This window comes from Mycolicibacterium palauense, from assembly GCF_002592005.1.
Classification (GTDB): domain Bacteria; phylum Actinomycetota; class Actinomycetes; order Mycobacteriales; family Mycobacteriaceae; genus Mycobacterium; species Mycobacterium palauense.
The window spans coordinates 75,643-101,952 of sequence record NZ_NVQF01000010.1 but is presented as its reverse complement, the minus strand read 5'-3'; the positions used below and the strand labels follow the sequence as shown (position 1 = coordinate 101,952).

Sequence of the window (26,310 nt, the reverse complement as noted above, 5' to 3'; positions counted from 1 at the left end):
TCAGAGGTGTATCAGAGCCAGCCGCCTGGACCGACCGCACCCGCTTGTCCGGGAACCGCCGGGCGGCCGAGCTACAGGCCGAATTGACCGCGGCGTTCACCCTGACCGAGTCGGGCCCGGGCACCTGGCGCGCGTCGCACTTCACCGAGGGACGCGGCGTGGTCTTCGGCGGGCAGCTGCTGGGCCAGGCGGTCGTCGCGGCCGCCCGGCGGTTCCCGGACAAGCGGGTGCGGTCGGTCCAGACGCTGTTCGCACGCGGGGTGACGTTCGCCGGGCCGGTCGACATCGAGGTCGAGGCACTGCACGACGGCCGCACGGTCGCCGATGCCACGGTGAGTTTCGTTCAGGGCGGCCGGATCTGCGCGCGCTCGCTGGTGCTTCTCGATGTCGCCGAGCCGGACCTGGTGCGCCACCAGGTCCCGATGCCCGAGGTCGAGCCGCCGGACGTGGCCGCGGCCCGCCCGCATCCGCTCACCGCCCCGCAGACCATCGTGGTCGGTGGTGTCGACGTCCAGGATCCGTCCCTGACCGGGCCCGCGCGCCTGCAGCTGTGGGTGCGCTTTCCCGACGCCCCCGCTCCGGACGGAACGCACGGTGGTGGGCTGCATCGGGCGCTCGTCGCCCACGCCACCGACGGCTGGCTGATAGCGACGGCCATGCGCCCGCATCCCAACCTCGGGCAGGCGATGGCCCACGTGGAGGTCTCCACCGGCGTGCTCACCCAGTCGTTGTCGTTCCACGACGACGTCGATGCCCGGGGCTGGCTGCTCATCGACCACGAGGCCCTGGTGATCGGCGGCGGGCGCAGTTACGGCCGAGGGCAGGTGTTCACCGAGGACGGCCGGCTGGTGGCCTCGTTCGTCCAGGACGCGCTGCTCCGCGCCTTCCCCGCCGGGCAGGACCCGCGGGGCCGGCAGAAGACCATCTTCTAGCCCGGGCGTGCGGACTCGAGCCCCTCGGCACTGTTAGCTGAAGCGGCGGCAACCGAGACACGCCGAACCCGGACGAGGTAACACGCATCGGCCGAAACGCCGCCCGTACCGCGGATCAGCCCGTCGCCGGCGGCGGATTACTGCCACCGACCGATCAAATCCGGCCACCGGAATATCCCACTTGACGTGCCGGTTCAACCGAGCAGATCGGGCTTCGCAGCGCGGGTTCCGGTCACCACGAGAGACACCGCGTGACACGCTCCACGGCTCTCACCCACCGACGCAGGGAAGAGCAGGCAATACGAAAATGAAGAATCTAGGATTTGCCGGAATAATCGGCACCGGGCTCGCCTCGACCGTACTCGGGCTGGCCGCACTGGGTCTGGCCGGACCGGCCGGCGCCGCCGGAACCGACCGGAGCGTCGACGACATCGTCGCCGACCTCGAAGATCAGGGCTACCTGGTCGACATCGACAATCCCAACGACGTCCCCCTCGACGAAGCCCACGTCACCGACATTCGCACCGGCAAGGCGATCACTGAGTGGGTCCGGGACCAGGCCCTGGACCGCTACGTCGACAAGACGATCTACACCCCCGTGACCGTCGAGGTCAGCTAGCACCCCGGGTGCGGGGGGCGGCCTGCCGCCGGCCTGGGTGCGCTGGGCTTCTACGACCTTCACGAGACCTGGCAGGACGGTCTTCCGCGTGTTCGCCGGGGACGAGCACGCCTTTGCGTCTGATGCACCAGATGTCTCACGCCCCGGCTCAAGACCTTGGCCGAATACGTCCACAAACACCGCCGCGGCAGAGCCCCGGCGCCAACCTGCACCAACCGCATCCGCGGTGGCATGCCGCCACGGGTGCGGTTGCGCTGTCTGGGTGGGGACGCAATGCTCATATCCGCAGCGCCAAGCGAACTTGGTTTCTCCTACGACACGACAGCCCCACGACCAACCACGATTTCGAGGACACGCGATCCCGGTGAGATGCACAGATTCGCCTCCGAGCCGTCCACGCGCAGGTCAGCGGCATGTCTGAAACCCCAGCCCCGCCATCGAGCATCGGCGTCCTCACCAGCGGCGGCGACGCCGCCGGGATGAACCCCGCCGTGCGGGCGGTGATCCGCACCGCCCTGCACCACGACATCGACGTGTACGCCATCCACGAGGGCTACCAGGGGCTGGTCGACGGCGGTGACCTGATCCAGCGGATGGAGACCACCGACGCCGACGGCATCCTGCACAAGGGCGGCACCTCCATCGGCACCGCACGCTGCAAGGCGTTCCGCACCCGCGAGGGCCGCCGGGCGGCGGTGCGCAACATGCTCGAGCGTGGCATCGACGCGCTCGTGGTGATCGGCGGGGACGGCAGCCTCACCGGCGCCAACGAGTTCCGCTCCGAGTGGTCGGGGCTGGTCGCCGAGTTGGTCGCCGCGGGCGAGATCGACCAGAGCACCGCCGACGACCACCCGTTCCTGCGGCTGGTCGGGCTGGTCGGCTCCATCGACAACGACATGTCGGGTACCGACATGACGATCGGCGCCGACACCGCCCTGCACCGGATCGTCGAGGCCATGGACGCCCTGCGCAGCACCGCGTCCAGCCACCAGCGCACCTTCGTCGTCGAGGTGATGGGCCGCCACTGCGGCTACCTGGCGCTGATGGCCTCGCTGGCCACCGCCGCCAACTGGGTGCTCATCCCCGAACAGCCGCCGGCCGAGGGCTGGGCCGAACAGATGTGCCGGGACATCAAGGCCGGACGGACGATCGGACGCCGGCAGAGCGTGGTCGTCGTCGCCGAGGGCGCCCACGACTGCGACGGCAACCCGATCACCGCAGAACAGATCCGGCGCCTGCTCGAAGAGAACCTCGGCGAGGACACCCGCATCACCACCCTGGGCCACGTGCAGCGCGGCGGCGCCCCCAGCGCGTTCGACCGGTACCTGGCCACGTTGCTGGGCCATGCCGCCGTCGAGCGTCTGCTCACCGACGAACCGCACGCCCCCGCGCAGTTGATCGGACTCAAGGGCAACCGGGTGGTCACCTCACCGCTGATGGAATGCGTGGAACAGACCCATGCCGTGGCCGAGCGCATCAAGGCCCGCGACTACGAGGGGGCGATGCTGCTGCGGGGCGGCAGCTTCCGGCAGTCGTACAAGATTCTGCAGACCGTGCAGCAGGCCGCCCCCCGGCCCACCCCGGCGGGCCGGCGGCGCTTCCGGATCGCCGTGGTACACGGCGGTGGCCTCGCGCCGGGGATGAACACCGCCCTGCGGGCCGCCGTCCGGCTCGGCCTGGACCGGGGCTACAGCGTTCTGGCGGTCAGGAACGGGTTCCGCGGACTGCGCCGCGGCGAGGTCCAGGAGATGGGCTGGATGGACGTCAGCGGGTGGGTGTCCGACGGCGGCGCCGAGATCGGCACCAACCGCTATGTGCCCAGCGGCGACGCCATCGGCCAGATCGCCGAGCAGCTGGCCGCACACCGCATCGACGGGCTGCTGATGGCCGGTGGGTGGAGCGGCTACGCCGCCGCCCACGCCCTGCACCGGAACCGGGAGCAGTACCCGGCCCTGGACATCCCGATCGTCTGTATGCCGATGACGATCAACAACGACGTTCCCGGCACCGAACTGAGCATCGGCAGCGACACCGCACTGAACAACATCGTCTCCGACGTCGACAAGATCCGGCAGGCCGCGGTGGCCACCCGCCGCGTCGTCGTGGTCGAGGTCATGGGCAACGACTGTGGATACCTGGCACTGTTGAGCGGGATCGCCTCCGGCGCCGAGCGGATCTACATGCCCGAGGACGGGATCACACTCGACGACCTGACCTCCGACATCCACGCCTTCGCCGAGGGATTCCGCTCGGGCAAGCGGCTGGGCCTGATCATCCGCAGCGAGGGCGCCGACCCCGTCTACAACACATGGTTCATCACCTCGTTGTTCGAGAAGGAGGGCGGCGACCTGTTCGACGCCCGCCAGGTTGCGCTGGGACACATCCAGGAGGGCGGCGACCCGTCACCGTTCGACCGGATCCACGCCACCAGCCTGACCGCACGCTGCGTGGAGTTCCTCTCCGACCAGCTGGAGGCGGGGGGGCGCGCCAGCGCGATGATCGGATTCCAGTCCGGCAGGCTGCAATTCACCGACCTGACGTCCTACCCGGCGCTCATCGAGAACCGCGTCCAGCGGCCCGTCGAGCAGCGGTGGCGCGAACGCCGGGAGCTGGCACAGATCATGCGCGGGTAGGGTCGCGGCGGTGAGTCCCTCGGCAACCCTCTCGGCCCGGCTGTGGCAGGACAACGCCGACCTGGCGGCCGCCGCCCGCGCCCACCCGTTCGTGGCCCGGCTCGGCGCGGGTTCCCTGGACCGCGCGGTGTTCGCCCGCTATGTCGCCCAGGACGCGTTCTTCCTCGAATCCTTCGCCCGCGCATACGCACTCGCTCTGGCCCACAGTCCCGACACCGCCACGCTGCTGACCCTGGCCGACCTGATCACCGGGGTGAGCGAGGAGCTGGGCCTGCACACCTCCTACGCCGCCCGCTGGGGCATCGACATGTCCGCTGTGACACCGACCCGGGCGACGCTGGCCTACACCGAGTTCCTGCTCGCCACCGCGGGCACCGCCGGACCCGGCACAGTCTTCGCCGCGATGACCCCGTGTATGCGGCTCTACGCATGGCTGGGCGCCGCACTGGACGCCGACACCGCCGGCCCCTACGGCGAGTGGGTGCGCACCTACGCCGATCCGGCCTTCGAGGCGCTGGCCGCACGGCTGGAACGGCTGCTCGACCAGCACGCCCCCGACACCACCGCCATCAGCACGGCCTACCGTCGCGCGATGGGCCTGGAACTCGACTTCTTCGAGTCCGCGCTCAACGGTTGAGCCGACCCCGCGCATCCGAACGCGTCGACTGCGATGATGGTCGCCATGACGCGCTGGTACCCGCTGGAGAGCGCCGACGCCTCCTTCCTGGCCGACGCCCCTCATGTCTTCCGCTACCAGAAGCGGTTCGACGCGTCCCCGGAGCAGGTCTGGGCATCGCTGACCTCCGACGAGTCACTGGCGGCGTGGGGTCCCTCGATCAAGCGGGTCACCTGGACCTCGCCCCGGCCGTTCGGGGTCGGCACCACCCGGGACGTCGTCGCTCCCGGCGGGGCCACCCTGCGGGAACGGTACTTCCGCTGGGAGGAGGGACACCGACACTCGTTCTGCGTGTACGAGTCGTCGCTGCCGCTGTTCCGGCGGTTCGCCGAGGACTACGTCGTCGAGGCCGACGGTGCCGGCACCCGGTTCACCTGGACGGTGGCCCTGGCGGCCCGAAGTGCGCTGGCCGGGCCGTTCAGGTTGTTGGCGCCGGCCGTGAAGGCCGGATTCGGCCGGATTCCCGCCGAAGGGCAGCGCTACTTCGCGGCCGCGTCGTGACAGTCCTCACCGGCCCGCCTCACCGGCCCGGCGCCGGTCCGTCGGCGCCCCCGGCACCCGCGGCCGCCGACGCCGCGGGTGGGATCCGCCTGCAGCGCTCGACGAGGTCGGCCAGCGCGCCGTCGTGCGCCGGATCGGTCGGCACCGGCAACACCAGTCCGGTGCACAGGCCCGAATAGCGCTCGGTGAGCAGGTCGGCGATCTCGCGGTGGGTGCCCTCCGGCACCAACACGGCCATCACCTCGTCGGTGAGGTGATGCGGCAGCGCCGTCCACTCCGAGCGCTGCGCCGTCGCAGCGAGCCGGTCTGCCAGATCGGCGAGGCCGAAGGTCTCCAGCTGGCGGCGGTAGGCCGGGGTGCTGTAGAGGAACGCCAGCTCCGATCGGCGCCGTTCACGTTCCGCCTCCAGGTCAGCTCGGCTCGCCGCGACCACCGGCTGCGGGTTGGCGACCACCGCGGGCGGCCGGTCGCCGTGCCCGCCGCGGGCGGCCCCCTGCGCCAGCGCCGGCAGGATGAGCGAGTGCAGCAGCCGTGGATGCGACGTCGTGGGGTGACAGACGAATCCGTCGGCGAGTTCACCGGCCATGGCGCACATCCGCCGGTTGACCGCGCCGGTCCAGATCGGTGGTGCGGGCGTGTCGATCGGTCCGGGATTGAAATAGGGCTGAAGGCGATCGAACCGGTAGTGCGGCCCAACGTGATCGAGCGGCTCACCGGTCTGGAAACTGCGGAAGATCGTGCGCAGTGCGCCGATGTAGTCACCCAGGCGTGACACCGGATCGGACCACTCGGCCGAGAACCTCCCGACGATGTTTCCCCGTACCTGGGAGGCGATCCCGAGTTCGAACCTGCCCCCGGAGTACTCGGCCAGATCCCAGGCCGCGTAGGCGGTGATCATGGGGCTGCGCGGGAACGCCACCACCATGCTGGTCCGCACGACCAGCCGGGCGGTCTCCCGTAGCGCCAGCGCGGCGACCGTGAACGGGTCGTGGACGGTCTCGGAGACGTGCAGGACGTCGAACCCGAGGCGCTCGACCCGCGCCGCCCAGTCGCCGATCCGGGCGGGCCCCATCCGGGCCGGCGCCGAGGCCACTACCTGCATCCGACAACCTCCATCGCGCCGGAGCTGCGGCCGATTGCGGCCACGCCCGCGGGGTCCGCAAGTGACACAGCGGGGTCCGCCAGGTACACAGCGTAGGAACCATGCCGCCTCGACGGTGGATTTTGGCCGGGTTTCGGCCGGGTCGCCGAGGGGACGGGTGACAGGATGGTGACCTGATTCCGCTCTGCTGTCCGGACCGGGACCCGCTGCGCGGGAGGCAGGCCGCGAAGGAGGAGCCGGGAAGGAGGAGATGTCGATGCCCGCACGGGACTGGCTGGTCGGCGACGACCGCGCCTCGGTGGCCACCGAACGGATCTACGCCGCCGCTGCCGACATGATCGCCCGCCGCGGGTTCGAGAGGTTCACCATCGACGCCCTGGCCCGCAAGGTGCATTGCTCACCGGCGACGGTCTACCGCCATGCCGGCGGGAAGACGGCGATCCGCGAGGCGGTGGTGCTGCGGATGTCGGCGCGCGTCGTCGGCGCGGTGCGCGAGGCGATCGAGGGACGAACGGGATCCGAACGCATGGTCGTCGCGGTCGAGGTGGCGCTGGAGCGGATGCGGGCCGAACCCCTCGCACAGCTCATGCGGGCCGCGGTGCGTTCACCCGACGGCGACGAGTGGGTTACCGCTTCGCCGGTGATCACCGGATTGGCCGGGGAGATGGCCGGAGCCACCACGACGGATCCGGCGGCCGCGCAGTGGCTCATCCACGTCGTGCTCGCCCTGTGGTGCTGGCCCGTGGCGCCCGCAGAACTCGAACACGAGATGCTCGAGCGGTTCTTCGGGCCCGGCTTCGACGCCCCCGGTTGAGCATCCGCGTGTCCGCTCAGCGCACCGTCAGCTGCAGGTGAGCCCGTCTGCGGACCAGGATGGAGGGCAGCCAGGGTCCCACCTCGGCGGCCTCGATCCACGATGTCCGCTCGAGCACCTTCGCCAGCACCGTCGCGGCCTCCAGCCGTGCCAGGGCCGCGCCGACGCAGAAGTGCGCACCCCTGCCGAATGTGAGATGGCCCTTGGTGTCCGCGCGATCCAGACGGAACTCGTCGGCGCGGTCGAAGTGCTCGGGATCGTGGTTGGCCGCGCCCCACAGCAGCAGGAGGCGTCCGCCGGCCGGCAGGCGGATCCCACCGAGTTCGGTGTCGGCCAGGACGTGGCGGTAGTGCCCACGAAACGGCGACTCGAAGCGCAGGGTCTCCTCGATGAACGGAGTCAGCAACTCGGGACGCTCCCGCAGCCGCCGTTGCAGCCCGGGGACGGTGGCCAGTATCGACATCGCCGAACCCAGCAGGGCGGCCGTGGATTCCCCGGCGGCGCTGAACAGCGTGAGCATCATCGGCAGCGCCGTCGGCTCGTCGATGCGCCCGTCGGCGATCGCGGCGGCCAGTTCCCCGGCCAGGCTCGCCCCGGCGGCCGCGGCCGGGGTCGACCGCAGCAGGTCGAGGATGTAGGCGCTCATCTCCGCGGCCGCCCTGGCCGACACGGCCATCTGGTCGGCGGTGCGCAGTCCGTCCAGCAGTTGGGTGGTCACGTAGGCCCACTCGATCAGTCGCTCGGCGTCGTCCTCGGGTGCACCGATGAGACGCAGCACGATCATCATCGGCAGCCGGTCGGCCAGCGCACCCATCCACTCGATCCGGCCGCCGCGCAGTCCCCGTTCCCACAGCCCGTCGAACGTGTCGACGATGAACGCCTCGGTCGCCCGGACCCGCTTGGCGGCCAGCTGGGGAACCAGCAGTTTTCGGTGCACGGCGTGGGCCGGGTCGTCGGCGGTGGCCAGCACCTGGGTGGCGCCGCCGACCCGGTCCATCGGGTAGGACACCAGGCCGGTCTCGGGCGTGTAGGTGATCAGCGCGGTCAGGTTCGACGAGAAATCCCCGGGACGGTCTATCGCCTCGCCGACGGCGTCCCGGCCGACCACCGCGTAGAAGTGCGACTCGCCGATCCGGTGCACCGGCGCCCGCTCACGCAGCCGCTTGTACAGGGGGTAGGGATCCTGGATGGCCTGCGCACCGAGAAACTCGGCGGGATCCAGCGTCGGGGTTCGCACCAGGTCAGGCTGGACCCGGGCTCGGGCGAGGTCAACGCCTTCCGGCGAACGTGACATCACTGTGCCCACGAACGGGAGGGTCAACTTCTCAACGGGTCGCCTTGACCTGGTCCGTTACGGTCAACACGGCGCTCTCTGATTCTCACAACGAGAATCCGGCGGTCCGGGTGCGGGCCGGCGCCCGGGCCGCCCGGCGACGACGCCGACGGGTTTGGCCGAAGTTGCCCCGGGGCACTTCTTATCAAGTTCACGGCTTACGACAAAGGTCCTGCTCAGGTTGGTCGAGCACACTCATGAGTTAGGTGGCACAGCTCAGATGCTGGCCACGAATTCAGCGGGAGGACGCTGATGATGACAACGAACAGCACCGGCGCCACGGTCATTTCCCTGCAAACCCACCCCGCCTGGGGCAGGGCGCAGCGACGTTCCCAGGAGCTCGCCGCCGCGATGCGCAGGCATCCCTCGTACCAGAGCGCGCCGGCCGCCGACACCACCCACGATGCGGTCGTGCAGCGGTTTCAGGCCCGCTGAGCCCGCCGCGCGACAGCGGATCACCGGGGCGGCGCGGTAGACCCGCGCACCACCAGGTGCGGCACGCACACCTCATCGAGCTGGTGCGCCGCTGTGGCGACGCCATCGGCGAGGTCCAGGTGGCCGATGTTCCCGGCCGGTGTGAGCCGGGCACCGGCGAGATCCACTACCCGGAGGTGGCCGGGGCACCGCGCGAACGCGGCTACCGGGGCACCGTCGGCTTGGAGGCCTACGTCGCCGCCTGCAGCGCCGCGGCGCTGCAGGCGTTTCGGGCCGCGTTCGACGGGTAGGCCTCAATCCCGCGCGAACGCGGCGTCGACGACCGACTGGGCGTCGACGCCGACGCCGTCGGCGAATTCGACGGTCACCCGTTCGAGCCGTCCACCTCGAAGAGCGTTGGGCGAGGCGTAGTCCGCGGATACCGAGTAGGCCACGCTGCGCCCGGCCGAAATCCGTTGCACCGAGTCCAGAACCCCCATTTTCACACCGGTGAGAGCGCCGACCTCACGACCGTCGACGGTGAGAACGACATCACCGACGACCTGCAGCGGCCCCTCGCCCACACCGGTGCGGGTGAAGCTGACCGCGACGACGCTGCGCCCCACCTCGATCGGCCCGCTCGAAGCGACGGTCTGCTCGCGTCCGGCGAGGTTGCAGGTGTAGCGCAGCCGGCCGTCGGCGAGATGGAGCACCTGCCCGCCCGAACGGCTGCCCTGGGAGAACAGCACACCGTGCGCGTCGGGCCGTTCGATGGACACCGCCGCGCGGATGGTGAACGAGCGCCCCTGGATCAGCCCGGCGATCGGTGTGTGGCCGGCCGGCGTGTCGGGGTAGAACACCGCCTGCGCGGACAACCCCGCGGTGCCGACCGTGCCGCGCGCCACGAGTTCACCGACGCTCAGGTCGTTCAGCGGATACCCGTTGTACCGCAGGGCCTCTGCATGCCAGAGTTGTTTGAGCTCGTCGAGTCTGTCGGGGTGTTCGGCGGCCAGATCGTGATTCTGGCTGCGGTCGGCCTCGATGTGGTACAGCTCCCACCGGTCCTCGCCGAAACGCGACCAGCCGCGCGGCGCGAGCCCCGTCGGCGGATGCACGGTGTTGGCGAACCACCCGTCGTGCCAGATCCCCCGGGTGCCCATCATGGCGTAGAACTGGGTGTGCTTTCCCGTCGGCGTTCCCGGATCCCTCAGTGCTGCAGCGAAACTGACACCCTCGAGGGGCTTCTGGACAATTCCCCCGATTGAGGCCGCGGGGTCCATATCCAGCAGCTCGTAGACCGTGGGGGTGATGTCGGCGACGTGAGTGTAGGCGTCACGCACCTGACCGGCAGAGGCGATCCCGTCGGGCCAGGAGATGATGCAGGGATCGGCGATGCCGCCCTCGTGGGAGGCATAGCGCTTGAACAGCTTGTACGGGGCGTTGAAGGCCATCGCCCACCCGTTGGAGTAGTTCATCTTGGTTGCGGGACCCCCGAATTCGCCGATCTTGTCCAGCGACGGGGTTGCGGCCACGCCACCGGTCAGGGGCACGAATTCGTCGAGGGTCCCCGACGGTCCGCCCTCGCCGCTGGCACCGTTGTCGGACATCACGACGACGATCGTGTTGTCCAGCTGGTCGGTGTCCTCCAGATAGTCGAGGATCCGGCCGATGTGCGCGTCGGTGTAGCTGAGGAATCCGGCGAACACCTCGGCCATCCGGCACGAGACCCGCTTGTCGTCGTCGGACAGTGCGTCCCACGGAGTCACGACGTCGTGGTCGGGCCACGGCAGACCCTCCGCACTGGTGGACTCGGCGTAGGGATTCATCGCGGACAGCTCGGTGTCCTCGGGGAGCAGACCAAGCGCCTTCTGGTTGGCCAGCGCGATCTCGCGGTAGCGCTCGTATCCCATGTCGAATCGGCCGCGGTAGCGGTCGGCCCACTCCGGGGCGACCTGATGCGGCGAATGTCCGGCCCCGGGACACAGGTAGAGGAACCAGGGCTTGTCGGGTGCGCTGGCGCGGTGGTCGCGCAGGAAGCCGATGGCGTTGTCGGCCAGGTCCTTGGACAGGTGGTAGCCCTGCTCCGGGGTGGCCGGCGGGTCGATCGGCCGGCTGTCGCTGACCAGGTTCGGATACCACTGGTCGGTCATGCCGTCGAGGAAACCGTAGTAGCGGTCGAATCCCCGGCTCAGCGGCCAGTATCGGCGAGACCCCGCGGCGTGGCAGTCCTCCGGCGGCGCCAGGTGCCATTTGCCGACCGCGTAGGTCGACCAGCCGCGCTCCGAGAGCGCCTCGGACAGCAGCGCCGTCTCGGCGGGGATGCGCCCGTTCTGCCCGGGGAAGCCCTGCGTCATGTTCACCACCGAGGACACCCCGACGGTGGTGGCGTTGCGGCCGGTCAGCAGGGCGGCTCGCGTCGGTGAGCACAGCGCCGTGGTGTGGAACTGCGTGAGCCGGACTCCGCGGTCGGCGATGCGTTTCATGTTCGGCATCTCGACCAGGCCACCGAAGCAGTCCCAGGTGGCGATCCCGGTGTCGTCCCACAGCAGGTACAGCACGTTCGGCGCACCCTCCGGCGCCTCCGGGGCACGGTAGGGAGCCCAGTCCGGAACGGAGTCACGGATGTCCTCGGCGATCGTGCCCTGAAATTCCATGGGAAGCGTCTCCTTCTCTGCGAGATCCGTCAGGCGACCGCGAGCGCGGCCGCGGCGGGGGTGTCGACCTGAGTGTCGGCCTGAGTGTCGACCTGAATGTCGACGGGGTCGTCCTCGGACTCATCGGCCGCCCGGACCAACCAGGGATGGATCAGCGGACCCGCGACGGCGACCACGACGGCCAGGCCCAGCCCCACCCACACGTTGGCGTTGGCCAACCAGTCCTGCAGCAGCAGGCCCGCCGCGACGGCCAGCGCGACGACCCCGAGCTTGGCCAGCAGGAAGCGGCCGAGGGCGTGGTGGTTGACCCGCCGCCCCCGGCGCGCGGCCCAGCGACGGACGACTTCGGCCACCGTCATCACTACCGCCATCAGCACGACGAGGCGAAGCGCATGGATCCAGGGCGAGCCCTCACCCTGGACCAGCCACAGCGATCCGAACTTGAGCCCAACGACGAGGTAGGCGAGCCGGATCAGCAGAGTGCGCGGGATTCTGCGCCACAAATCTGTCATGACTGACACATTAGCCCAATGTGTCAGTCATGACAATATTCTTGCGCGTCCGATTGGGCGGGCTGTCATAGTTCTTCCATGACCGGTTCCTCCATGACCGCTGACGTCGGCAAGCGCGAGGCGCACAAGATCGCCACCCGCCGCGCCATCCAGGCCGCGGCCGACGCACTCTTCGACGCCCGCGGATACGCCGATACCACGGTCAAGGACATCGCCGATGCCGCCGGCGTGACCGAACGCACCTTCTTCCGCTATTTCTCCGGCAAGGAAGCGCTGCTGGTCAAGGACATCGAGGAGTGGCTGCCGCGGCTGGGCACCGAGATCCGGCGGCGTCCGGCCACCGAGGATCCGCTGGACGCGGTCAAGAATGCGTTCTTCGTGTTGGCGGGCCGGCTCCAGGAGGCGCAACCCAACCTGTCCTGGCTGTTCCACGACGGTCCCCCCGGACCGAAGCTGGAGAAGTCGACCCCCGGGCTGCTGCTGCGGTTCGAGCAGGAGATCGCCGACGCGCTCGCCGATCGGGTGCGCGAGGGCACACCGCTGCCGCCCGAGGAGGAGTTCAGGACCCAGGTCTGGGCGCGCTGCGCGGTGGCCGCGCTACGCAGCGCGGGGATCCGGCGCTGGCAGCTGGGCCTGCACGGCCCGGACGCCCAGGCCAGTGCGGCCGACCTGATCGATCAGGCATTCGACATCGTCCGGAGACCGCTCTAGTCCGGCTGTCCCGCCGTAACGCCCGCCGGCCGCGCTATTGGACCCGCGGTCGGGTGAGACGCCAGCACCGAGAACACCTCAACGGAGTCGACCGCCGCCGGGTCGACCGCCACGGGGCCGACGGCTATCGGGTCCCGGCGCGCAGCAGCCAGCGCATGCGCCTTGAAACTGCGGGCGGCCAAGGACAATCCATGCCGGACGACAGGCAGGGGCGCCGGCGATGCGGGGCCCGAGCGCTCGCCCCACAGGGTGGCCTCCACCGCCCCGGCCTCGACAGACCGGCGGATGTCGGCACGGACCCGATCAACGGAATAGACCTGCGCGGCGACGCTCACCGCGGCCGGGCACCGGCTCGGCCCACCGAGCGCCGAGTCCCTATCCACGGCGCCGGCGCCGAGAATCCGCAGCGGCCTGAGATCGTCGCCGGGCCTCATCGGCAACAGAACCGTCACCACCCAACCGGCCATGGACCGATCGAACACCCAACCCCCCACACACCGCACCACCTCGTCGACGGTGTCGGCGAACACATCGAGCCGGTAGGAGATCATCCCTTGAGATCGGGCATGACCTTGTCGGCGAACAGCTTCAGCTGCTCGTAGACGTACTCGTACGGCATGCCGCCCCAGCTGAAGTTGGCCAGCATCTCGTAGTCACCCACCATCTCCTGGCGAATACGGTGGTGCTCCACCAATGCCTCGGGGGTACCGATCATGTTCCCCGCGATGTAGTCCCGATAGGCCTTGTCCGGACCGCCCGCGGCCTCGGCGGCCTGCCCCATGTAGGCATAGGTCGAGTAGGAGGGCAATTCCTTGAAGTGGTCGCTCATGAACTCATAGTGGTTGGCGACCGTGGCAAACATCTTCGCGAAGTACGAATCGCAATATTCGGTCACCCTCTGCTGATCCTCGAAGCACAGAACGAAATCGGAGATGATGAACGGCGGCGCCGGCCTGCCGTGCACCTTGTCGAAGGTCTCCCGGTAATGCTCGATCTCCGGTATGGCGTTGCGCCAGTCGCCCTGCGAGAAGCGCAGGGTCTTCAGCCCGTAGTTGGCAGCCACCTCGACCGACGACGGCGACATGCTCACCATCACGGTGCGGTCCTTGAACGACTTGAACGGACGCGGCCGGATCTCGGAGCGCGGAATCGTGTACCACTTCGTGTCCGCCTCGACGATCCCGGTCTCGACGCCCTCCATGATGATCAGGGCGGCTTCATCGAACATCTCCCGGGAATCTGCCAATTCGACTCCGAAGGAACGGAATTCCCGACGCGCCGCGCCGCGACCCATCCCCATGATGACGCGCCCCTCGGAGAGGATGTCCAACTCGATGAACTGCTCCACCACGCGCAGGGGGTTGTTCCAGGGCAGGATAACCGCCGCGGTGATGAGGTCTATGGTGCTCGTCTTGGCCGCCACGTAGCTCAACACCTGGAACGGATCCGGGCAAGCCGCGTAGTCGGTGAAATGGTGCTCGACCGGTCCGACGTAGTCGAAACCCATCGCTTCCGCCTCGACCGCAAGCTTGGTCTCTTGCATGAAGGTCTCGACGTCGGGCGCACCGTGCAGATTCTGATATCCCAGATGCATTCCGACCCGCATGATTTCGTCTCCCAGTCTGATTGACGGCCATCGTTGACGGCCGGCGTGCCCAAGTGGCACGTCATTGTCCTGCACTACCCGGAGGGAGCGGGCTCGACGATGCAGACCTGTCCCTCCCGATCGTTCCCGCCGACCCAGGGCGGCATGTTAGTCACTCGACTAATCGTGGACGATACCCACACCGCCGCCGACAAGGCAACCCCCAGCTTCACGCACGCGCGCGCCATCCGGGTTCCGCAGTGCGTACGCCCACAGCACGTCTGCGACATCGCCGCCGAATCCCGCCCGAAACGCGCCGGGGTCCGCCGACGGGGCGGCGCCCGGCCTTCTCGTCGCCCCGCTATCAGGCAGTACTGGCCTGGAAGAGAGGGGGATTGGCCCATCCCGCCATCAGCATCCGTTTCTCCCGTACGCCCAGGTCGGCCAGGATCCGGGCGGCGACCTCCCTGTCATGATCGCCAAGCGCTCGAGCCGACAGGCTCGCTGGGTCGCCCGGCCCCTGGGCGTCACGCAGGTACACGACAACCCCGGAGCCGTGTTCGGCCACCCGGGACAGGGAGTGCTGCAACTGCTCCCGGCCGGCCCCGAACACATCACCGAGGAGGCACTCCGTGTGAATCACGACCAACGGAAGGTCACCGGCGTCGAGGGAGCCCATGACCAATGCCATGTGCTCACGACCGGCGCCGTCGACGAACCCGACGGCGCGGAAAACGCCGACAGCCAGGGGCAGCCGAGCATCTCCGATCCGCTTCACCCTGCTGCACTCGCTTCGCCGGCGCTCGATCAGGTCGGCAATCCTCAACACCGGCAGACCCCGCCTGCGGCCGATAGCCAGCAGTTCCGGCAGCCGCGCCATCTCGCCGTCGGAGCTGCAGATCTCGCAGATCACGGCGGCGGGAACGAGCCCGGCCATCTGGACGAGGTCCACGGCAGCCTCGGTGTGTCCGGGCCGCGCGAGCACACCGCCCTCGGTGTATCCAAGCGGGAACACGTGTCCCGGCCGGGTGAAATCCGTCGGTCTGCTGGCCGGATCGATGAGCGCGCGGATCGTATTCGAGCGGTCGGTGGCCGAGATCCCCGTGGTCGTCATCGTCGCGTGGTCGACCGAGACCCGAAACGCCGTTCCCTTGGGATCGGTGTTGCGCGCGACGGCCGGGGGGATGCCCAGTGCGTCGAGCCGATCGGTCCGCATCGGGACGCACACCAGCCCACGGCCGTGCGTCGCCATGAAGTTGACGGCCTGCGGAGTCACATGTTCCGCGGCAAGGACGAAGTCGCCTTCGTTTTCTCGATCGGCATCATCGACGACGACCACCAGACGTCCCGCACGCAGGGCATCGAGCGCTTCGTCGACCGCCGCCAGACCATGATCGGCATCAGCATCAGCATCAGCATCAGCATCAGCGCTGTACGCGGTCATGACGGTCGGTCATCCTCACTCGATGGTCGGTGGTCCGCGCGACCCGGCCCGTGCATCCGGGAGACTTCGAGACCGGACGGCCGCACGAACGCTCCGCGACCCGGCGGCCGCCGCCGCTTCGGGCCGATAGTTTAGTCGTATGACTAAACAAAAGATACCGGGTCACCGGATGCCGAGGCAACCCGTTCCACGACACGCCTGGCGCCCGGCATCGCCGACCGCCTTCCGGTCACCGTCCCGGGCCGGCCTCGGAGATCGGGCGCCAGATGGGGGATCCCCGTTGCGCGCGCAGCGAGGGGATGACCCGGCCGTCGATGTCGGTGACTCCGTACTGCTCGGCGAGCTCGGCGGTGATGAAGGTGCCGCCCGAGAACCTCATGACCTCCTGGTCGGAGGCCAGTGCCGCGATCACCCGTCCGGGAAACTCCGGCGAACACGCACCCGCGGGATTGGTCACCGTGGACGCCCTCATCTCCGGTGCGTGCGCAAGGTTGCGTTGTGCGCGTTCGGTCAGGGTCAGGCCTTGCCACAGTGAGATCGAGGCGACGCCGAAGGGTTCGAGTTCGACCGCCATGTCGTGAGCCATCCGGTCCACGGCCGTCTTACACATCCCGAAGATGACACCGTAGGTGTAGGTCACCCCGGTATAGCCGGAGATCGCCACGACCAGTCCGGACTTCTGCGCGGCCATGACCCTCGCCCCATGCCAGGCGGCGACGAAGTTCGAGCGCACGCCGACGTCGACCATTTCCCAGTTGCTCAAGGGCTTCTCCCAGAACGGCTTGGGATCGGTGAGGTCCTCGGGCAGGGAGAATGCGTTGTTCACCAGGATGTCCACCCTGCCCTGCTCGTGCAGGACCCGATCGAACAGGGCGGCCACCTGCGCGTCGTCCGCATGGTCCACCTGCACGGCCACCCCGACACCGCCCCGCCGCGCCACCTCGGCGGCCGTCTCTCCGACTGTGCCCGGCAGCGAGCCCGCCTCGTCGGTGACGGTGCGCCCCGTCACGTACACGGTGGCACCCTCGGCGCCCAGCGCCAGGGCGATCCCCTTGCCTATCCCCCGGCTCGCGCCCGTCACCACCGCGACTTTTCCTGCCAGCGTTGTCATCTCGATTCTCGCCTCTCCACGTATCACTGGTCGGCACCGCGACCATCACCCATCGGGTCGGGACACAGACCGCCGGGAACTCGATTCCACCACATGACGAATCCGGCGTCCCCGGTCCCCGCCGCCGGCCACACCCACGCTTGCATCGGAGACGGCCGCGTCGGTATGTTTAACTATTAGGCAATCGACTAACACCGAGGGAGATCAACATGACGGTCGTCGACCGAGTCTCGGGCAGTGAAGAGTCGGCGCCGACCGCCCTGCTCGTGGATGCGGCCCGCGGGTTCGTTCCGCGGATTCGGCAGCTTGCGCGGCAGATGGAGTTGGCCGGCCGGCTGGACGAGGAACTCGTCGACGACATGGAGGCTGCCGGCCTGTTCTCGGTGGTCGTGCCCAAGCGGTGGGGCGGTGCCGGACTGGGGCCCCACGAGCTGAACAAGATCGTCGAGATCACCGCCACGGGAGACGTCTCGACGGCGTGGGTCACCGGTTTCTACAACCTGCACAACTGGTTTCTGTGCCGCTACCCACGCGAGGTACAGGAGGAACTGTTCGCCGACCGCGCCTCGGTCCGGACGGCCGCCATCCTGTCATCGCCGGGTTCGGCCGTCCGCGCCGACGGGGCCCTGCGGATCAGCGGTCGCTGGGGATACGCGACGGGCATGTTGCACGCCTCCCACGCGCTGGTGCCGGTGCTCGTCGACGGCGAGATGTACTGGGCGATCGTTCCCCGCGAACAGCTTGAGGTCTTCGACGACTGGGACGTGGCGGCGATGGCCGCCACGGGCAGCGTCACCATCGAGGCGAAGGACGCCCTGGTGCCCGAAACCTGGGCGATGCCGTTCGGGAAGATGATGTCGGCAACCGACCACGACGGCGTGTTCCACGACGAGGACGTCATGCGCATGCCCTTCTCGGTGCTGAAGTCGGCGATCTCGGCACTGCATGTCGGCGCACTCGATGCCGCGGTCGAGATGACCAGGGAACGGCTCTTCAGCTCGGCCGGCGTGAACAGCCCGAGGCGAATCGACCGCCCGCTGGCCCGGATGCGTTGGGTGAGCGCATACCAGACGGCGCGCATCATGCACCTGGTTCTCGACGCCTCGACGGAGGAGGCCATCGAGATCGCCCTCCGCGGGACACCGCAGACACTCGAGGAGGAGGCCGACTCCGGACTGCACGGCGCGACCATCCTGCAGACGGCGCGCGACACGCTGCGGGAACTCGTGGACGGCAACGGGTCGAGCGGCTACCGCTCGGACAACCACCTGCGCAGGATGTCGGCCGACATCGCGATGCTGACCACGCACGCGGTTCACGGTGAGTACGACGTCATGATGGACCGCTACGCGCGCTGGCTGCTGGGGATGGGTCTGGCTCCCGGTGACCCCGGCGCACGAATGACGTAGCCGTGCGCACGGTGGGCTACGTTGCACTAATGCCACCAAAGCGGCCCAACGATGCAGGAGAACCCGACGCCCGGACGGCACTGCTCGATGCGGTCGAGCAGCTCATGCTCAGGGAGGGGTATGCGGCCGTCACGTCGCGCAGGGTGGCGGCCGAGGCGGGCGTCAACCCCGGGCTCGTCTACTACTACTTCGGGCCGATGGAGAACCTGTTCGTCGAGGTCTTCCGGCGCAGCGCGGCCCGTATGCTCGGCCGGCAGGCCGACGCGCTGGCGTCGGCGCAACCGCTGTGGGCCCTGTGGGACGCGATCCGCGACCAGACCAACACCGCCCTCGTCCTGGAGTTCCTCGCACTCGGCAACCACCACAAGGTGGTCATGGACGAGATGATGGACTTCTCGATTCAGTTCCGGCGCCTGCAGTTCGAGGGGCTGTCGAAGATCCTCGCCAGGTACGAGCTCGACACGGAGAAGTGGCCGCCGGAAGCCGTGATGTTGTTCATGGACGGCATAGCCCGGTTCATGGGCGAGGAGCAGACCTACGGACTGGACCTCGGCCATGCCAAGGCAGTGGCCGTCGTCGAGCGGCTGATCACCGAATTCGAAGGGAAGCGACGAGTGGGGCGACGTCGGGTGCGACGGTGATGCTGCAGTTCGGGTTGTTGTGGCCGTTCCGGAATCCCGGGGACAGCCGGGAGCCCTGGGCGCAGTTCTACCGTTCCCAGCTGGATCTCATCGTCGAGTCCGAACGGATGGGATTCGACCAGGCGTGGCTCACCGAGCACCACTTCGTCGACGACGGGTACTCGCCGTCGCTGTTCCCGATCGGCGCCGCCATCGCGGCGCGCACGAACCGCCTCCGCATCGGCACATTCCTGCTGCTGCTCCCGCTGCACAACCCGGTCAGGGTCGCCGAGGACACCGCCACGCTGGACCTCATCTCCTCGGGACGGTTCGATCTCGGGGTCGGCCTGGGATACCGGCGGGCGGAGTTCGACGACCAGGGCGTCCCCGCCCGCGAGCGCGCCGGCCGAATGCAGGAGAGCCTCCCCATCGTCCGGCGGCTGCTGTCGGGCGAGACCGTCACATTCAGCGGAAAGTACAACACGCTTCGCGAGATCCGGATCTCCCCTCCCGCGCTCCAGCGGCCACACCCCCCGATCTGGGTGGGTGGGACGGCACCGAAAGCCGTTGCACGCGCGGCCACCATGGGGGCGCACTTCCTCAGCGGCGGCCCGGGATCGGCGAAGCTCTACGACGACGCTCTCCGCGCCAACGGGCATGACCCGCGCGACTTCCACGTCGCCGCCACGATTCCCACCTACGTGGCGCCCACCCGCGCCCAGGCATGGGAGATCGCGGCCCGCCCGTTGCGATACATGGCCGCGGGCTACCTGCAGTGGACCTGCGAAGCCAGGGGCGAGACGGCCGGCCTGTCGGCACTCCCCACGGTCGACGAGATCATCAGCAGGCAGTCGATGGACTTCTTCGGCGAGGACATGCTGGTCGGCAGCGCGCAGGACGTCATCGACCAGATCGAGACGTACCGCTCGCAGTCACGCCTGACCCATCTGGTCGCCGCTACGGCGCTCCCCGGCATGCCCTCCGACCGGATCCGCGCCGGGATGGAGTTGTTCGCCCGGGATGTCATCCCGCACTTTCGTGCTACCTAATCTGGTTCCCGGCCGTACCCACGCCCTCAGGGAATGAAGGCGGGCAACGAATCCCATCCCCGCAGGATGGACGCGGAGGCCATCCGGGCGTTCTCGGTGTCGATCTGCCACTCGGGAAAGCGTTTCAGGATCTCTTCCAGAGCGATCCGGCCCTCCAACCGCGCCAGCGCCGCTCCCAGGCAGTAGTGGGCGCCCACTCCGAAGGCGAGACTCTTGACGTACTTCCGGTGGATGTCGAAACGTTCACCGTCCTGGAAGCGACTTTCGTCGCGGTTGGCCGAGCCGATCAGGAAGAGCATGACGCTGCCTTCCGGCACCGTCTGCCCGTGCAACCGGGCATCCCTGTTGACGTAACGCGCGAACTGATGCCCGGGCGGCTCGAAGCGCAGCACCTCTTCGACGGCCGCCGGGATCAGTGACGGGTCCCGGGCGAGCTCGCGTCGTTGGTCCGGATGATCGGCCAGCGTCTTGGCGCTCCAGCTGATCAGGTGTCCCGTCGTCTCACTGCCGGCGCTGGCGAGCAGCGAGGTGTAGGTCAGGGCTTCGGCACGCGTCAGACAGCGAACCGTGCCGTCCTCGTCCTCGAACTCGGCGTTCAACAGGTCGGTCATGAGATCGTCGGAGGGGTGCTCGGCACGCCAGTCGATGTACTCGGCGAACGACTCGCCACTGCCGAACCCGTCCTGAGGGTCCATCGGCTCGCCCGACTCCGTGCGCAAGCTCTTGTCCGTGTCCTGCCGGTGTCCGTCCTGGTCCGCCTCGGGTATTCCGAGCAACATCCCGATCGTCCGCATCGGCACCTGCGCGCCCAGATCGGCCATGAAGTCAAGCCGACCCGACCCGACAACGGCATCCAGGCTCCTCGCACAAAACGCACGTATCTTGGGTTCCAGTTCGGCGACCCGTCGCGGGGTGAACACACGGGCGAGCAACCTGCGGTGCCGCGTGTGAATGGGCGGGTCCTCGAAGATGAACATCCCCGGGGGCATCGGGATGTCGGCGCGAATGAACTCGAGAATCGCGCCGCGGCCCGAGATGAAGGTCTCGTCATCGGAGAGCACCCGTTCGACATCGCCGACCCTACTCACCGCGTAGAAGTCGTGTTTCTCGTTGTAATAGAGCGGCGCCTCCTCGCGGAGCCGCCGATACACCGGATAGGGATCTGCGTCGATACCCCGGTCGAACGGGTCGTAGTACAGCTCGCTCGGACTCATCACCGCCACGGTCGATCTCCCTCGGGTGTCAAGGTCAGCACTGCATCCTCGGCCTCGGCTCGGAGTGCGAGCCACTGGCTAGTCGCATGTTAGTCATACGACTAACCGAACCTTAGCGAGTAAGCGGCTATTCGGGCAAGCGTTACCCCACCGTTCCTAGGCGATCGACCAAGGCGGACCCCGGCTGGCAACGATCACTCCACAGTGCCCACACTGTGGGGTCAGAGGTGGCCCCTCCCGGGTCAAAGTGTCGACAGTCGCGGACCTTCCGACCCCGCGGGCCCGCCGAGTTCCGGCGCGAAGATGCTCGGGTAGGGCTTCCACAGCCGGATCGAGGTGCCGCCCCTACCGTTGGTGAGCGGCCTTGTTCGGCCATCGGCGTAGGTGAAGACGCCCTCCAGAGCGTCCCAATTCAACGTGACGACCGGAGTATCGGGCACCTTGTCGCCCACACCCCAGGTCGTAGCGCCTACGGCCCGTGCGGTGAACTCGAGCACCCCGGCTCCGGTTTCCATCGTGACGACGTAACGAGTCGGAATAAATGCACCCAGTGGACGCAGATAGGCCCAGTCATGGTGCTCGATGGTGAAGTCTCCGGCCGGGAAATACTGGCCTTCGTCAACCATGTTCAGCGACATGTCCTTACTGCCCAGTCGCATCTCGTACATGCTGCCGAACACCTCATCGAAGTGGAACCAGGCCCAGTCTTCCCAGCCCCCGATCTCCGCGGCGGATTGGTCCACCGAGTAGTAGCGCTCCCGGATTCCCTTGCCGGCGACGCGGACCGTGCGGCCGTCGATCGTGATTGTGCCTTCGACTCTCCCCGACCAGTTGTAGCCGTAGGCGATGCTGTGCTGGGTGAGCACCGACGGCGTGTCCTTCCCGTACCAGGTTGGGTAGCCCCGCCCCTGGTGCACGAATTCGGCCTTGATGCCGGATTTCTCGTCCTCCAACGAATAGTGCCAGGAGTGGTCGGATCTGCACACGAGATGGAAATCACCGAGATCGACCGACACACGGTCGGCAAACCGCTGCACCTTCAGCGCCCCACGCGGGCAACGCTGCCCGCCGGTACGTGCCGTCTGGGGGAAGTCGGCCAGCCGATAGATCGAGCCTGGGATCTGGACGACCTGTCCGGTGTCGGACCCGACCTCGACATGCCACATGTCGGTGTCCTCGAGAGCAAGCGAGAGCGGTGAACAACCGAACCAGTAACGGCGCCCGTCGTCGCCGTCGGCGACGAATGTCACCAACCAGTCCAGGAATGCGGTTCTGCCGGCCTCGGCGGGAATGCCGTGGCCGTCTTCGTCCAGTGTGACCTCGGGGTTGTCGACAATCATCGCAGCGATCCTTTACCTCAGCCGATAATCTCCGGTCGATCGTAAGGCCCTTTGTGAAGCCATACGGGCGGGCATAAAGCCCCTTTCCCTGCAGCCCAAGTCCCAAGAAAATCAATGGCCGAAGTGCGCCACCAGTTTGGGAGAATTCACGATTCATGTTTGCCAGGGGCGCGCCCCGACACCCGTGGCCGGAGGTCGCCGGACAGCCCACGCGCCGGCCCCGCGGTGAGGATCACAACCCCAGCGTCCGCCGACCGACGTCGAAGAGGTGTGCGCACAGGGTCTCGTCATCGAGGCCGTGCGGTGCGCTCGCGGCGGCACCGGCAAGCCCGGTCAGTGTGACCATGGCGTTGATGGAACCGGCGACCGAGGTCTGGGTCCCCGCCAACAGCGCCAGTTGCCGGTCGATCGCGGCCGACCATTCGGGGTGATTGCGTAAGACCGCGCGGACACCCGGATCGAAGATCGTGATGGCGGCAACGGCACGGTTCTTGGCGACGACCGCGGCGTATCCGGCAAGCATCGCCTCGGCACGGGCGGCGGGACCGTTCCTCTCGCCCGCGGCCTCCACCGCCGCACCGATCTCTTCGAGGATTGGATCCATCAGTGCGAGCAGCAACTGCTCCCGGGTGCGGAAGTGATAGTAGATCGCCGCCTTGGTGAGGCCGAGCTCGTCGGCGATCATCTGCAGTGAGGTGCCGGCGAAGCTGTACTGGCCGAAGAGCACCATCGCGGCATTCAGCAGCCGCCGCCGGGTGGATGCCGGCCACCCGGTCGTACCGGCAGCTTCTGCGGTCATGTCCCCTCCCGTCGAACGCTTGCCCGTATCCAGCACCGCAACGGCAGCCTGAATTATTTGTCGATCGTACAAAAAATAGCCGATGCGACATCGAATCGGTCGTATCTCCGGACTCCGGGTGGTTTACTTTACGATCAGCAAGTTGATGGGCAGGTCGGGCGGTTCCGGCCGCTCATCCCGGTTCCCACCGCAACGTTGGAGACTGCAATGCCGCATGCCGCGGGACATCCGATATGACCGCGCACAGCGCACCGAGCGATCCGGGTCTGTCCGAACTGCTTGACCGCGAGCGGATCCGGGACTGCCTGGCTCGGCTGGCCCGCGGGGAAGACCGTCGCGACGCCGCACTGATTGCGGGCGCGTATTGGCCGGACGCCACCGTCGACCATGGGATCTTCACCGGATCCTTCGATGACTATCTTGCCTGGGTCGTTCCCGGATCCCCGGATATCCCCAACACCCAGCACGTTCTGGGCCAGAGCCTCATCGAGCCGTCCGCCGGTGTCGCCCGCGTCGAAACCCATGTGCTCGCCTACCACCGGGTCGCCACCCCGGCGGGTCACCGCGACAGCATGATCGGCGGCCGCTACCTGGACCGGATGACGAAACGCGCCGGCCAGTGGCGCATCACCCACCGCGTAATGGTCTACGACTGGTTTCAGGAGCTCGGGGATTCCGTGGACTGGTCGACCGGCCTGATGGGCATGCCGTTCGACACCCGCGGGTACGCCGGCAGCGCCACCGCGGACCCGAGCGAGCAGTTCCTCGGCGGCGGCGGCGCACCCGGAACCACCGACGACACGCACTGACAGCACCGGCTCAATCAGGAGGTTGCCTTGGACACCGACCGGATGTCGCGGATCGGCTACCTGCTGGACCGCCAGGACATCAGCGACTGCCTGACCCGGTTCAGTCGCGGTATGGATCGATTCGATCGCGACCTGTTCCTGTCCGCCTTCCACCCCGACGCCGTCATCGCCGCCGGCGACTTCGTCGGCGGCCCCGCCGACCTGTACGCGTGGGCACGGCGGATGCACGAAGAGGGCCAGGTCGCCACACAGCACAACCTGCTCAATCACACCTGCGACATCGACGGCGACACCGCCCACTGCGAAACCTACTACCTGTTCACCGCCCGAAACCGTGACGAGACGAACTGGATCGCCGGTGGCCGCTATCTCGACCGACTCGAACGCCGAACCGGCCGCTGGCTGATCGCGCTGCGCACCAACCTGATCGAATGGTCGGGAATGGTGCCCAGCATGCCTCTCCCATTCTCCGAAGTTGCCGACATCTCGCTCAACGGCACGCCGGCTCGCGATCGCAGCGATCCGTCCTATCGGCGCCCGCTGACCAACCACCGCCGCCCCCACAATCCGGCTCCGCCGGATTGACCACACTGGCACCCGCCGTACCGCCAAACTCTGGTTCCCACAGAAAATTACCGATTTCGGCACCCAGCCACACTCTACTAACGTAGAGTGATTTTCCGGAACGCGGCCCCGGGATGTCCACGAGCACGGAACACCGGCACGGCCGTTGGCGCCGTCGAGCATGAGGGCAGGAGACCAGCGATGGCATCGATACAGGCAGGCTTCGACCCGTTCTCGGTGGAATACTTCGACAACCCGTACGACACCTACCGGCACATGCGTGCCGAGGCGGCGGTCTACTACAGCGAGAAGTACGACTTCTACGCGCTCACCCGCCACCGGGATGTTGCCGCGGCATTCAAGGACCACGAGGCATTCTCGTCCGCCAGTGGCACCATGCTCGAGGAGGTGTTGTCGGGCGAGAAGGCTCAGCAGTCCATCATTTCCATGGATCCACCGGATCACCGCCGCATGCGGGGCCTGGTCAACAAGGTCTTCACACCGCGGGCCATTCGGGCTCAGGAGACTCTGGTTCGCAACACCGTCGATCGATACCTCGCGGCGGTCGACCCTCGGAAGTTCGATGTCGTCGCCGAGTTCTCGGCACTGTTTCCGGTCGAGATCATCACGACGATGCTCGGAGTGCCCACCGAGAACCGCCAGCAGATCCGCCTGTGGCTCGACACCCTGCTCGAGCGCCAGCCCGGCCAGATGGCGATGAGCGAAGCCGGTATGGATGCCGCACTCAAGACCGCGATGCTGTACTTCAACCTGATCCAGGAGCGCCGCGCCGAGCCCGGAGACGACATGATCAGCGGGCTGATCGCCGCCGATATCGAGCGTGACGACGGCATCACCCGGCTCGACGACATCGAGATCGCGGGTTTCTGCACGCTGCTGGGTGGCGCGGGCGCCGAGACCGTCACCAAGCTGGTCGGAAACGCCGTGGTGCACTTCTCCCGTCACCCCGGGCAATGGCGGGCGCTGAGGTCCGACCGAAGCAAGATCCCCGCCGCCATCGAGGAGGTCCTGCGTTACGACCCGCCGGTGCAGTACGACGTGCGCTGCACGCGCCGCGACGTCACGGTGGGTGACACCACGATCCCCGCGGGCAAGGCGGTGTTGTTGCTCATCGGGTCGGCCAACCGCGACGAGGAGGCATTTCCCGACGCCGACCGCTTCGATATCGACCGTGACCGCACCGTCGCCCAGAACCTGGGCTTCGGCTACGGGGTCCATTCCTGCCTCGGCGCCGCGCTGGCGCGTCTGGAGAGTTCGATTGCGCTGGACCGCCTGCTGGACCTCATGCCCGAGTTCGACGTGGACGAACATGCTCTGCGCCGGGTGCGAATGACCAGCGTTGCCGGGTACTCACACGTGCCGGTGCAGGTGACACCGTAACCGACTGCGGCGCACCGGGCTACGTCGCAGCCAACCTGACCGAGATCTTCGGGACCGGGTAGAT

25 protein-coding genes and 1 pseudogene are annotated in these 26,310 nt (G+C 68.0%); 15 read left to right on the top strand and 11 right to left on the bottom strand.

The window, feature by feature from the left end; all coding sequences use genetic code 11:
- The 5 genes from CSR00_RS06570 to CSR00_RS06550 form a co-directional block, all read left to right on the top strand.
- The coding region (locus CSR00_RS06570; RefSeq protein ID WP_218014429.1) for an acyl-CoA thioesterase at positions 1 to 932 on the top strand (932 nt) is incomplete at its 5' end.
- A gap of 307 nt (positions 933 to 1,239) precedes the next feature.
- Entirely contained in the window at positions 1,240 to 1,551 is a 312-nt protein-coding gene (locus CSR00_RS06565; RefSeq protein WP_099021576.1) for a hypothetical protein, read from the top strand.
- Between the two features lie 413 nt (positions 1,552 to 1,964).
- Positions 1,965 to 4,184 carry a 6-phosphofructokinase gene (locus CSR00_RS06560; RefSeq protein WP_099021575.1) on the top strand — a complete coding sequence of 740 codons (2,220 nt, stop codon included), beginning with the start codon at positions 1,965 to 1,967 and terminating at the stop codon, positions 4,182 to 4,184.
- Positions 4,185 to 4,194: 10 nt separating this feature from the next.
- Positions 4,195 to 4,821 carry a TenA family protein gene (locus tag CSR00_RS06555; protein ID WP_099021574.1) on the top strand — a complete coding sequence of 209 codons (627 nt, stop codon included), beginning with the start codon at positions 4,195 to 4,197 and terminating at the stop codon, positions 4,819 to 4,821.
- A 45-nt stretch (positions 4,822 to 4,866) separates the two neighbouring features.
- A complete protein-coding gene (locus tag CSR00_RS06550) occupies positions 4,867 to 5,361 on the top strand; it encodes an SRPBCC family protein (protein ID WP_099021594.1) in 495 nt (164 codons plus the stop codon).
- Positions 5,362 to 5,380: 19 nt separating this feature from the next.
- Here CSR00_RS06550 and CSR00_RS06545 read toward each other — a convergent pair whose 3' ends face one another.
- Positions 5,381 to 6,463 (bottom strand): TIGR03617 family F420-dependent LLM class oxidoreductase, encoded by a 1,083-nt coding sequence (locus tag CSR00_RS06545; RefSeq protein WP_099021573.1) that lies wholly within the window; start codon positions 6,461 to 6,463, stop codon positions 5,381 to 5,383.
- A 256-nt stretch (positions 6,464 to 6,719) separates the two neighbouring features.
- Here CSR00_RS06545 and CSR00_RS06540 point away from each other — a divergent pair, with 256 nt between their 5' ends.
- Entirely contained in the window at positions 6,720 to 7,277 is a 558-nt protein-coding gene (locus CSR00_RS06540) for a TetR/AcrR family transcriptional regulator (RefSeq protein WP_099021593.1), read from the top strand.
- Positions 7,278 to 7,293: 16 nt separating this feature from the next.
- Here the strand turns inward: CSR00_RS06540 and CSR00_RS06535 are convergent, their stop codons facing one another.
- Complete coding sequence (locus CSR00_RS06535; RefSeq protein ID WP_245905869.1) at positions 7,294 to 8,514, bottom strand: cytochrome P450; 1,221 nt, start codon at positions 8,512 to 8,514, stop codon at positions 7,294 to 7,296.
- Between the two features lie 351 nt (positions 8,515 to 8,865).
- Between CSR00_RS06535 and CSR00_RS06530 the strand changes: the two genes are divergently transcribed.
- Positions 8,866 to 9,045, top strand: a complete 180-nt coding sequence (locus CSR00_RS06530) for a hypothetical protein (protein ID WP_141564299.1) — start codon at positions 8,866 to 8,868, stop codon at positions 9,043 to 9,045.
- 68 nt (positions 9,046 to 9,113) lie between these two features.
- Positions 9,114 to 9,335 (top strand): annotated as a pseudogene (locus tag CSR00_RS06525) (hydroxypyruvate isomerase); the annotation flags it as partial.
- Positions 9,336 to 9,338: 3 nt separating this feature from the next.
- Here the strand turns inward: CSR00_RS06525 and CSR00_RS06520 are convergent.
- Together CSR00_RS06520 and CSR00_RS06515 are read right to left on the bottom strand one after the other, a co-directional pair.
- A complete protein-coding gene (locus CSR00_RS06520; RefSeq protein ID WP_099021570.1) occupies positions 9,339 to 11,678 on the bottom strand; it encodes an arylsulfatase in 2,340 nt (779 codons plus the stop codon).
- Positions 11,679 to 11,707: 29 nt separating this feature from the next.
- Positions 11,708 to 12,190, bottom strand: a complete 483-nt coding sequence (locus tag CSR00_RS06515) for a hypothetical protein (RefSeq protein WP_141564298.1) — start codon at positions 12,188 to 12,190, stop codon at positions 11,708 to 11,710.
- A 78-nt stretch (positions 12,191 to 12,268) separates the two neighbouring features.
- Here CSR00_RS06515 and CSR00_RS06510 point away from each other — a divergent pair, with 78 nt between their 5' ends.
- The gene (locus CSR00_RS06510; RefSeq protein WP_099021568.1) at positions 12,269 to 12,901 is read left to right on the top strand and encodes a TetR/AcrR family transcriptional regulator; all 633 of its coding nucleotides are present in this window, start codon (positions 12,269 to 12,271) and stop codon (positions 12,899 to 12,901) included.
- Here CSR00_RS06510 and CSR00_RS06505 read toward each other — a convergent pair.
- The 4 genes from CSR00_RS06505 to CSR00_RS06490 form a co-directional block, all read right to left on the bottom strand.
- Positions 12,898 to 13,431, bottom strand: a complete 534-nt coding sequence (locus tag CSR00_RS06505) for a hypothetical protein (protein ID WP_176561931.1) — start codon at positions 13,429 to 13,431, stop codon at positions 12,898 to 12,900. The two genes, CSR00_RS06510 and CSR00_RS06505, sit on opposite strands and share 4 nt — an antisense overlap.
- Before the next feature lie 17 nt (positions 13,432 to 13,448).
- Positions 13,449 to 14,507, bottom strand: a complete 1,059-nt coding sequence (locus CSR00_RS06500; RefSeq protein ID WP_099021567.1) for an LLM class flavin-dependent oxidoreductase — start codon at positions 14,505 to 14,507, stop codon at positions 13,449 to 13,451.
- Between the two features lie 343 nt (positions 14,508 to 14,850).
- Complete coding sequence (ribB, locus tag CSR00_RS06495; RefSeq protein WP_099021566.1) at positions 14,851 to 15,930, bottom strand: 3,4-dihydroxy-2-butanone-4-phosphate synthase; 1,080 nt, start codon at positions 15,928 to 15,930, stop codon at positions 14,851 to 14,853.
- Between the two features lie 229 nt (positions 15,931 to 16,159).
- Positions 16,160 to 17,041, bottom strand: a complete 882-nt coding sequence (locus tag CSR00_RS06490) for an SDR family NAD(P)-dependent oxidoreductase (RefSeq protein ID WP_099021565.1) — start codon at positions 17,039 to 17,041, stop codon at positions 16,160 to 16,162.
- 209 nt (positions 17,042 to 17,250) lie between these two features.
- Here CSR00_RS06490 and CSR00_RS06485 point away from each other — a divergent pair, with 209 nt between their 5' ends.
- From CSR00_RS06485 to CSR00_RS06475, 3 genes are read left to right on the top strand one after another with little or no spacing between them, the layout of a single operon-like run.
- Positions 17,251 to 18,450 carry an acyl-CoA dehydrogenase family protein gene (locus CSR00_RS06485; RefSeq protein ID WP_099021564.1) on the top strand — a complete coding sequence of 400 codons (1,200 nt, stop codon included), beginning with the start codon at positions 17,251 to 17,253 and terminating at the stop codon, positions 18,448 to 18,450.
- 29 nt (positions 18,451 to 18,479) lie between these two features.
- Positions 18,480 to 19,091, top strand: coding sequence for a TetR/AcrR family transcriptional regulator (locus tag CSR00_RS06480; protein WP_099021563.1), 612 nt, complete (start codon positions 18,480 to 18,482; stop codon positions 19,089 to 19,091).
- Entirely contained in the window at positions 19,091 to 20,119 is a 1,029-nt protein-coding gene (locus CSR00_RS06475) for an LLM class flavin-dependent oxidoreductase (protein WP_245905872.1), read from the top strand. The genes CSR00_RS06480 and CSR00_RS06475 overlap by 1 nt, the downstream gene beginning before the upstream one ends.
- 26 nt (positions 20,120 to 20,145) lie before the next feature.
- Here the strand turns inward: CSR00_RS06475 and CSR00_RS06470 are convergent, their stop codons facing one another.
- From CSR00_RS06470 to CSR00_RS06460, 3 genes are all read right to left on the bottom strand, one after another.
- The gene (locus CSR00_RS06470; protein WP_099021561.1) at positions 20,146 to 21,342 is read right to left on the bottom strand and encodes a cytochrome P450; all 1,197 of its coding nucleotides are present in this window, start codon (positions 21,340 to 21,342) and stop codon (positions 20,146 to 20,148) included.
- A gap of 233 nt (positions 21,343 to 21,575) precedes the next feature.
- Positions 21,576 to 22,583 carry a hypothetical protein gene (locus CSR00_RS06465; protein ID WP_141564297.1) on the bottom strand — a complete coding sequence of 336 codons (1,008 nt, stop codon included), beginning with the start codon at positions 22,581 to 22,583 and terminating at the stop codon, positions 21,576 to 21,578.
- A 322-nt stretch (positions 22,584 to 22,905) separates the two neighbouring features.
- Positions 22,906 to 23,544, bottom strand: a complete 639-nt coding sequence (locus tag CSR00_RS06460) for a TetR/AcrR family transcriptional regulator (RefSeq protein ID WP_245905868.1) — start codon at positions 23,542 to 23,544, stop codon at positions 22,906 to 22,908.
- Between the two features lie 161 nt (positions 23,545 to 23,705).
- On the opposite strand from CSR00_RS06460, the gene CSR00_RS06455 reads away from it, so the two are divergent.
- The 3 genes from CSR00_RS06455 to CSR00_RS06445 all read left to right on the top strand — a co-directional run bounded on the left by CSR00_RS06455 (position 23,706) and on the right by CSR00_RS06445 (position 26,246).
- A complete protein-coding gene (locus tag CSR00_RS06455) occupies positions 23,706 to 24,281 on the top strand; it encodes a nuclear transport factor 2 family protein (RefSeq protein WP_099021558.1) in 576 nt (191 codons plus the stop codon).
- A gap of 27 nt (positions 24,282 to 24,308) precedes the next feature.
- On the top strand, positions 24,309 to 24,866 hold the full coding sequence (locus CSR00_RS06450; RefSeq protein ID WP_099021557.1) for a nuclear transport factor 2 family protein: 558 nt from the start codon (positions 24,309 to 24,311) through the stop codon (positions 24,864 to 24,866).
- A 180-nt stretch (positions 24,867 to 25,046) separates the two neighbouring features.
- Positions 25,047 to 26,246, top strand: coding sequence for a cytochrome P450 (locus CSR00_RS06445; RefSeq protein ID WP_099021556.1), 1,200 nt, complete (start codon positions 25,047 to 25,049; stop codon positions 26,244 to 26,246).
- Positions 26,247 to 26,310 lie beyond the last annotated feature (64 nt).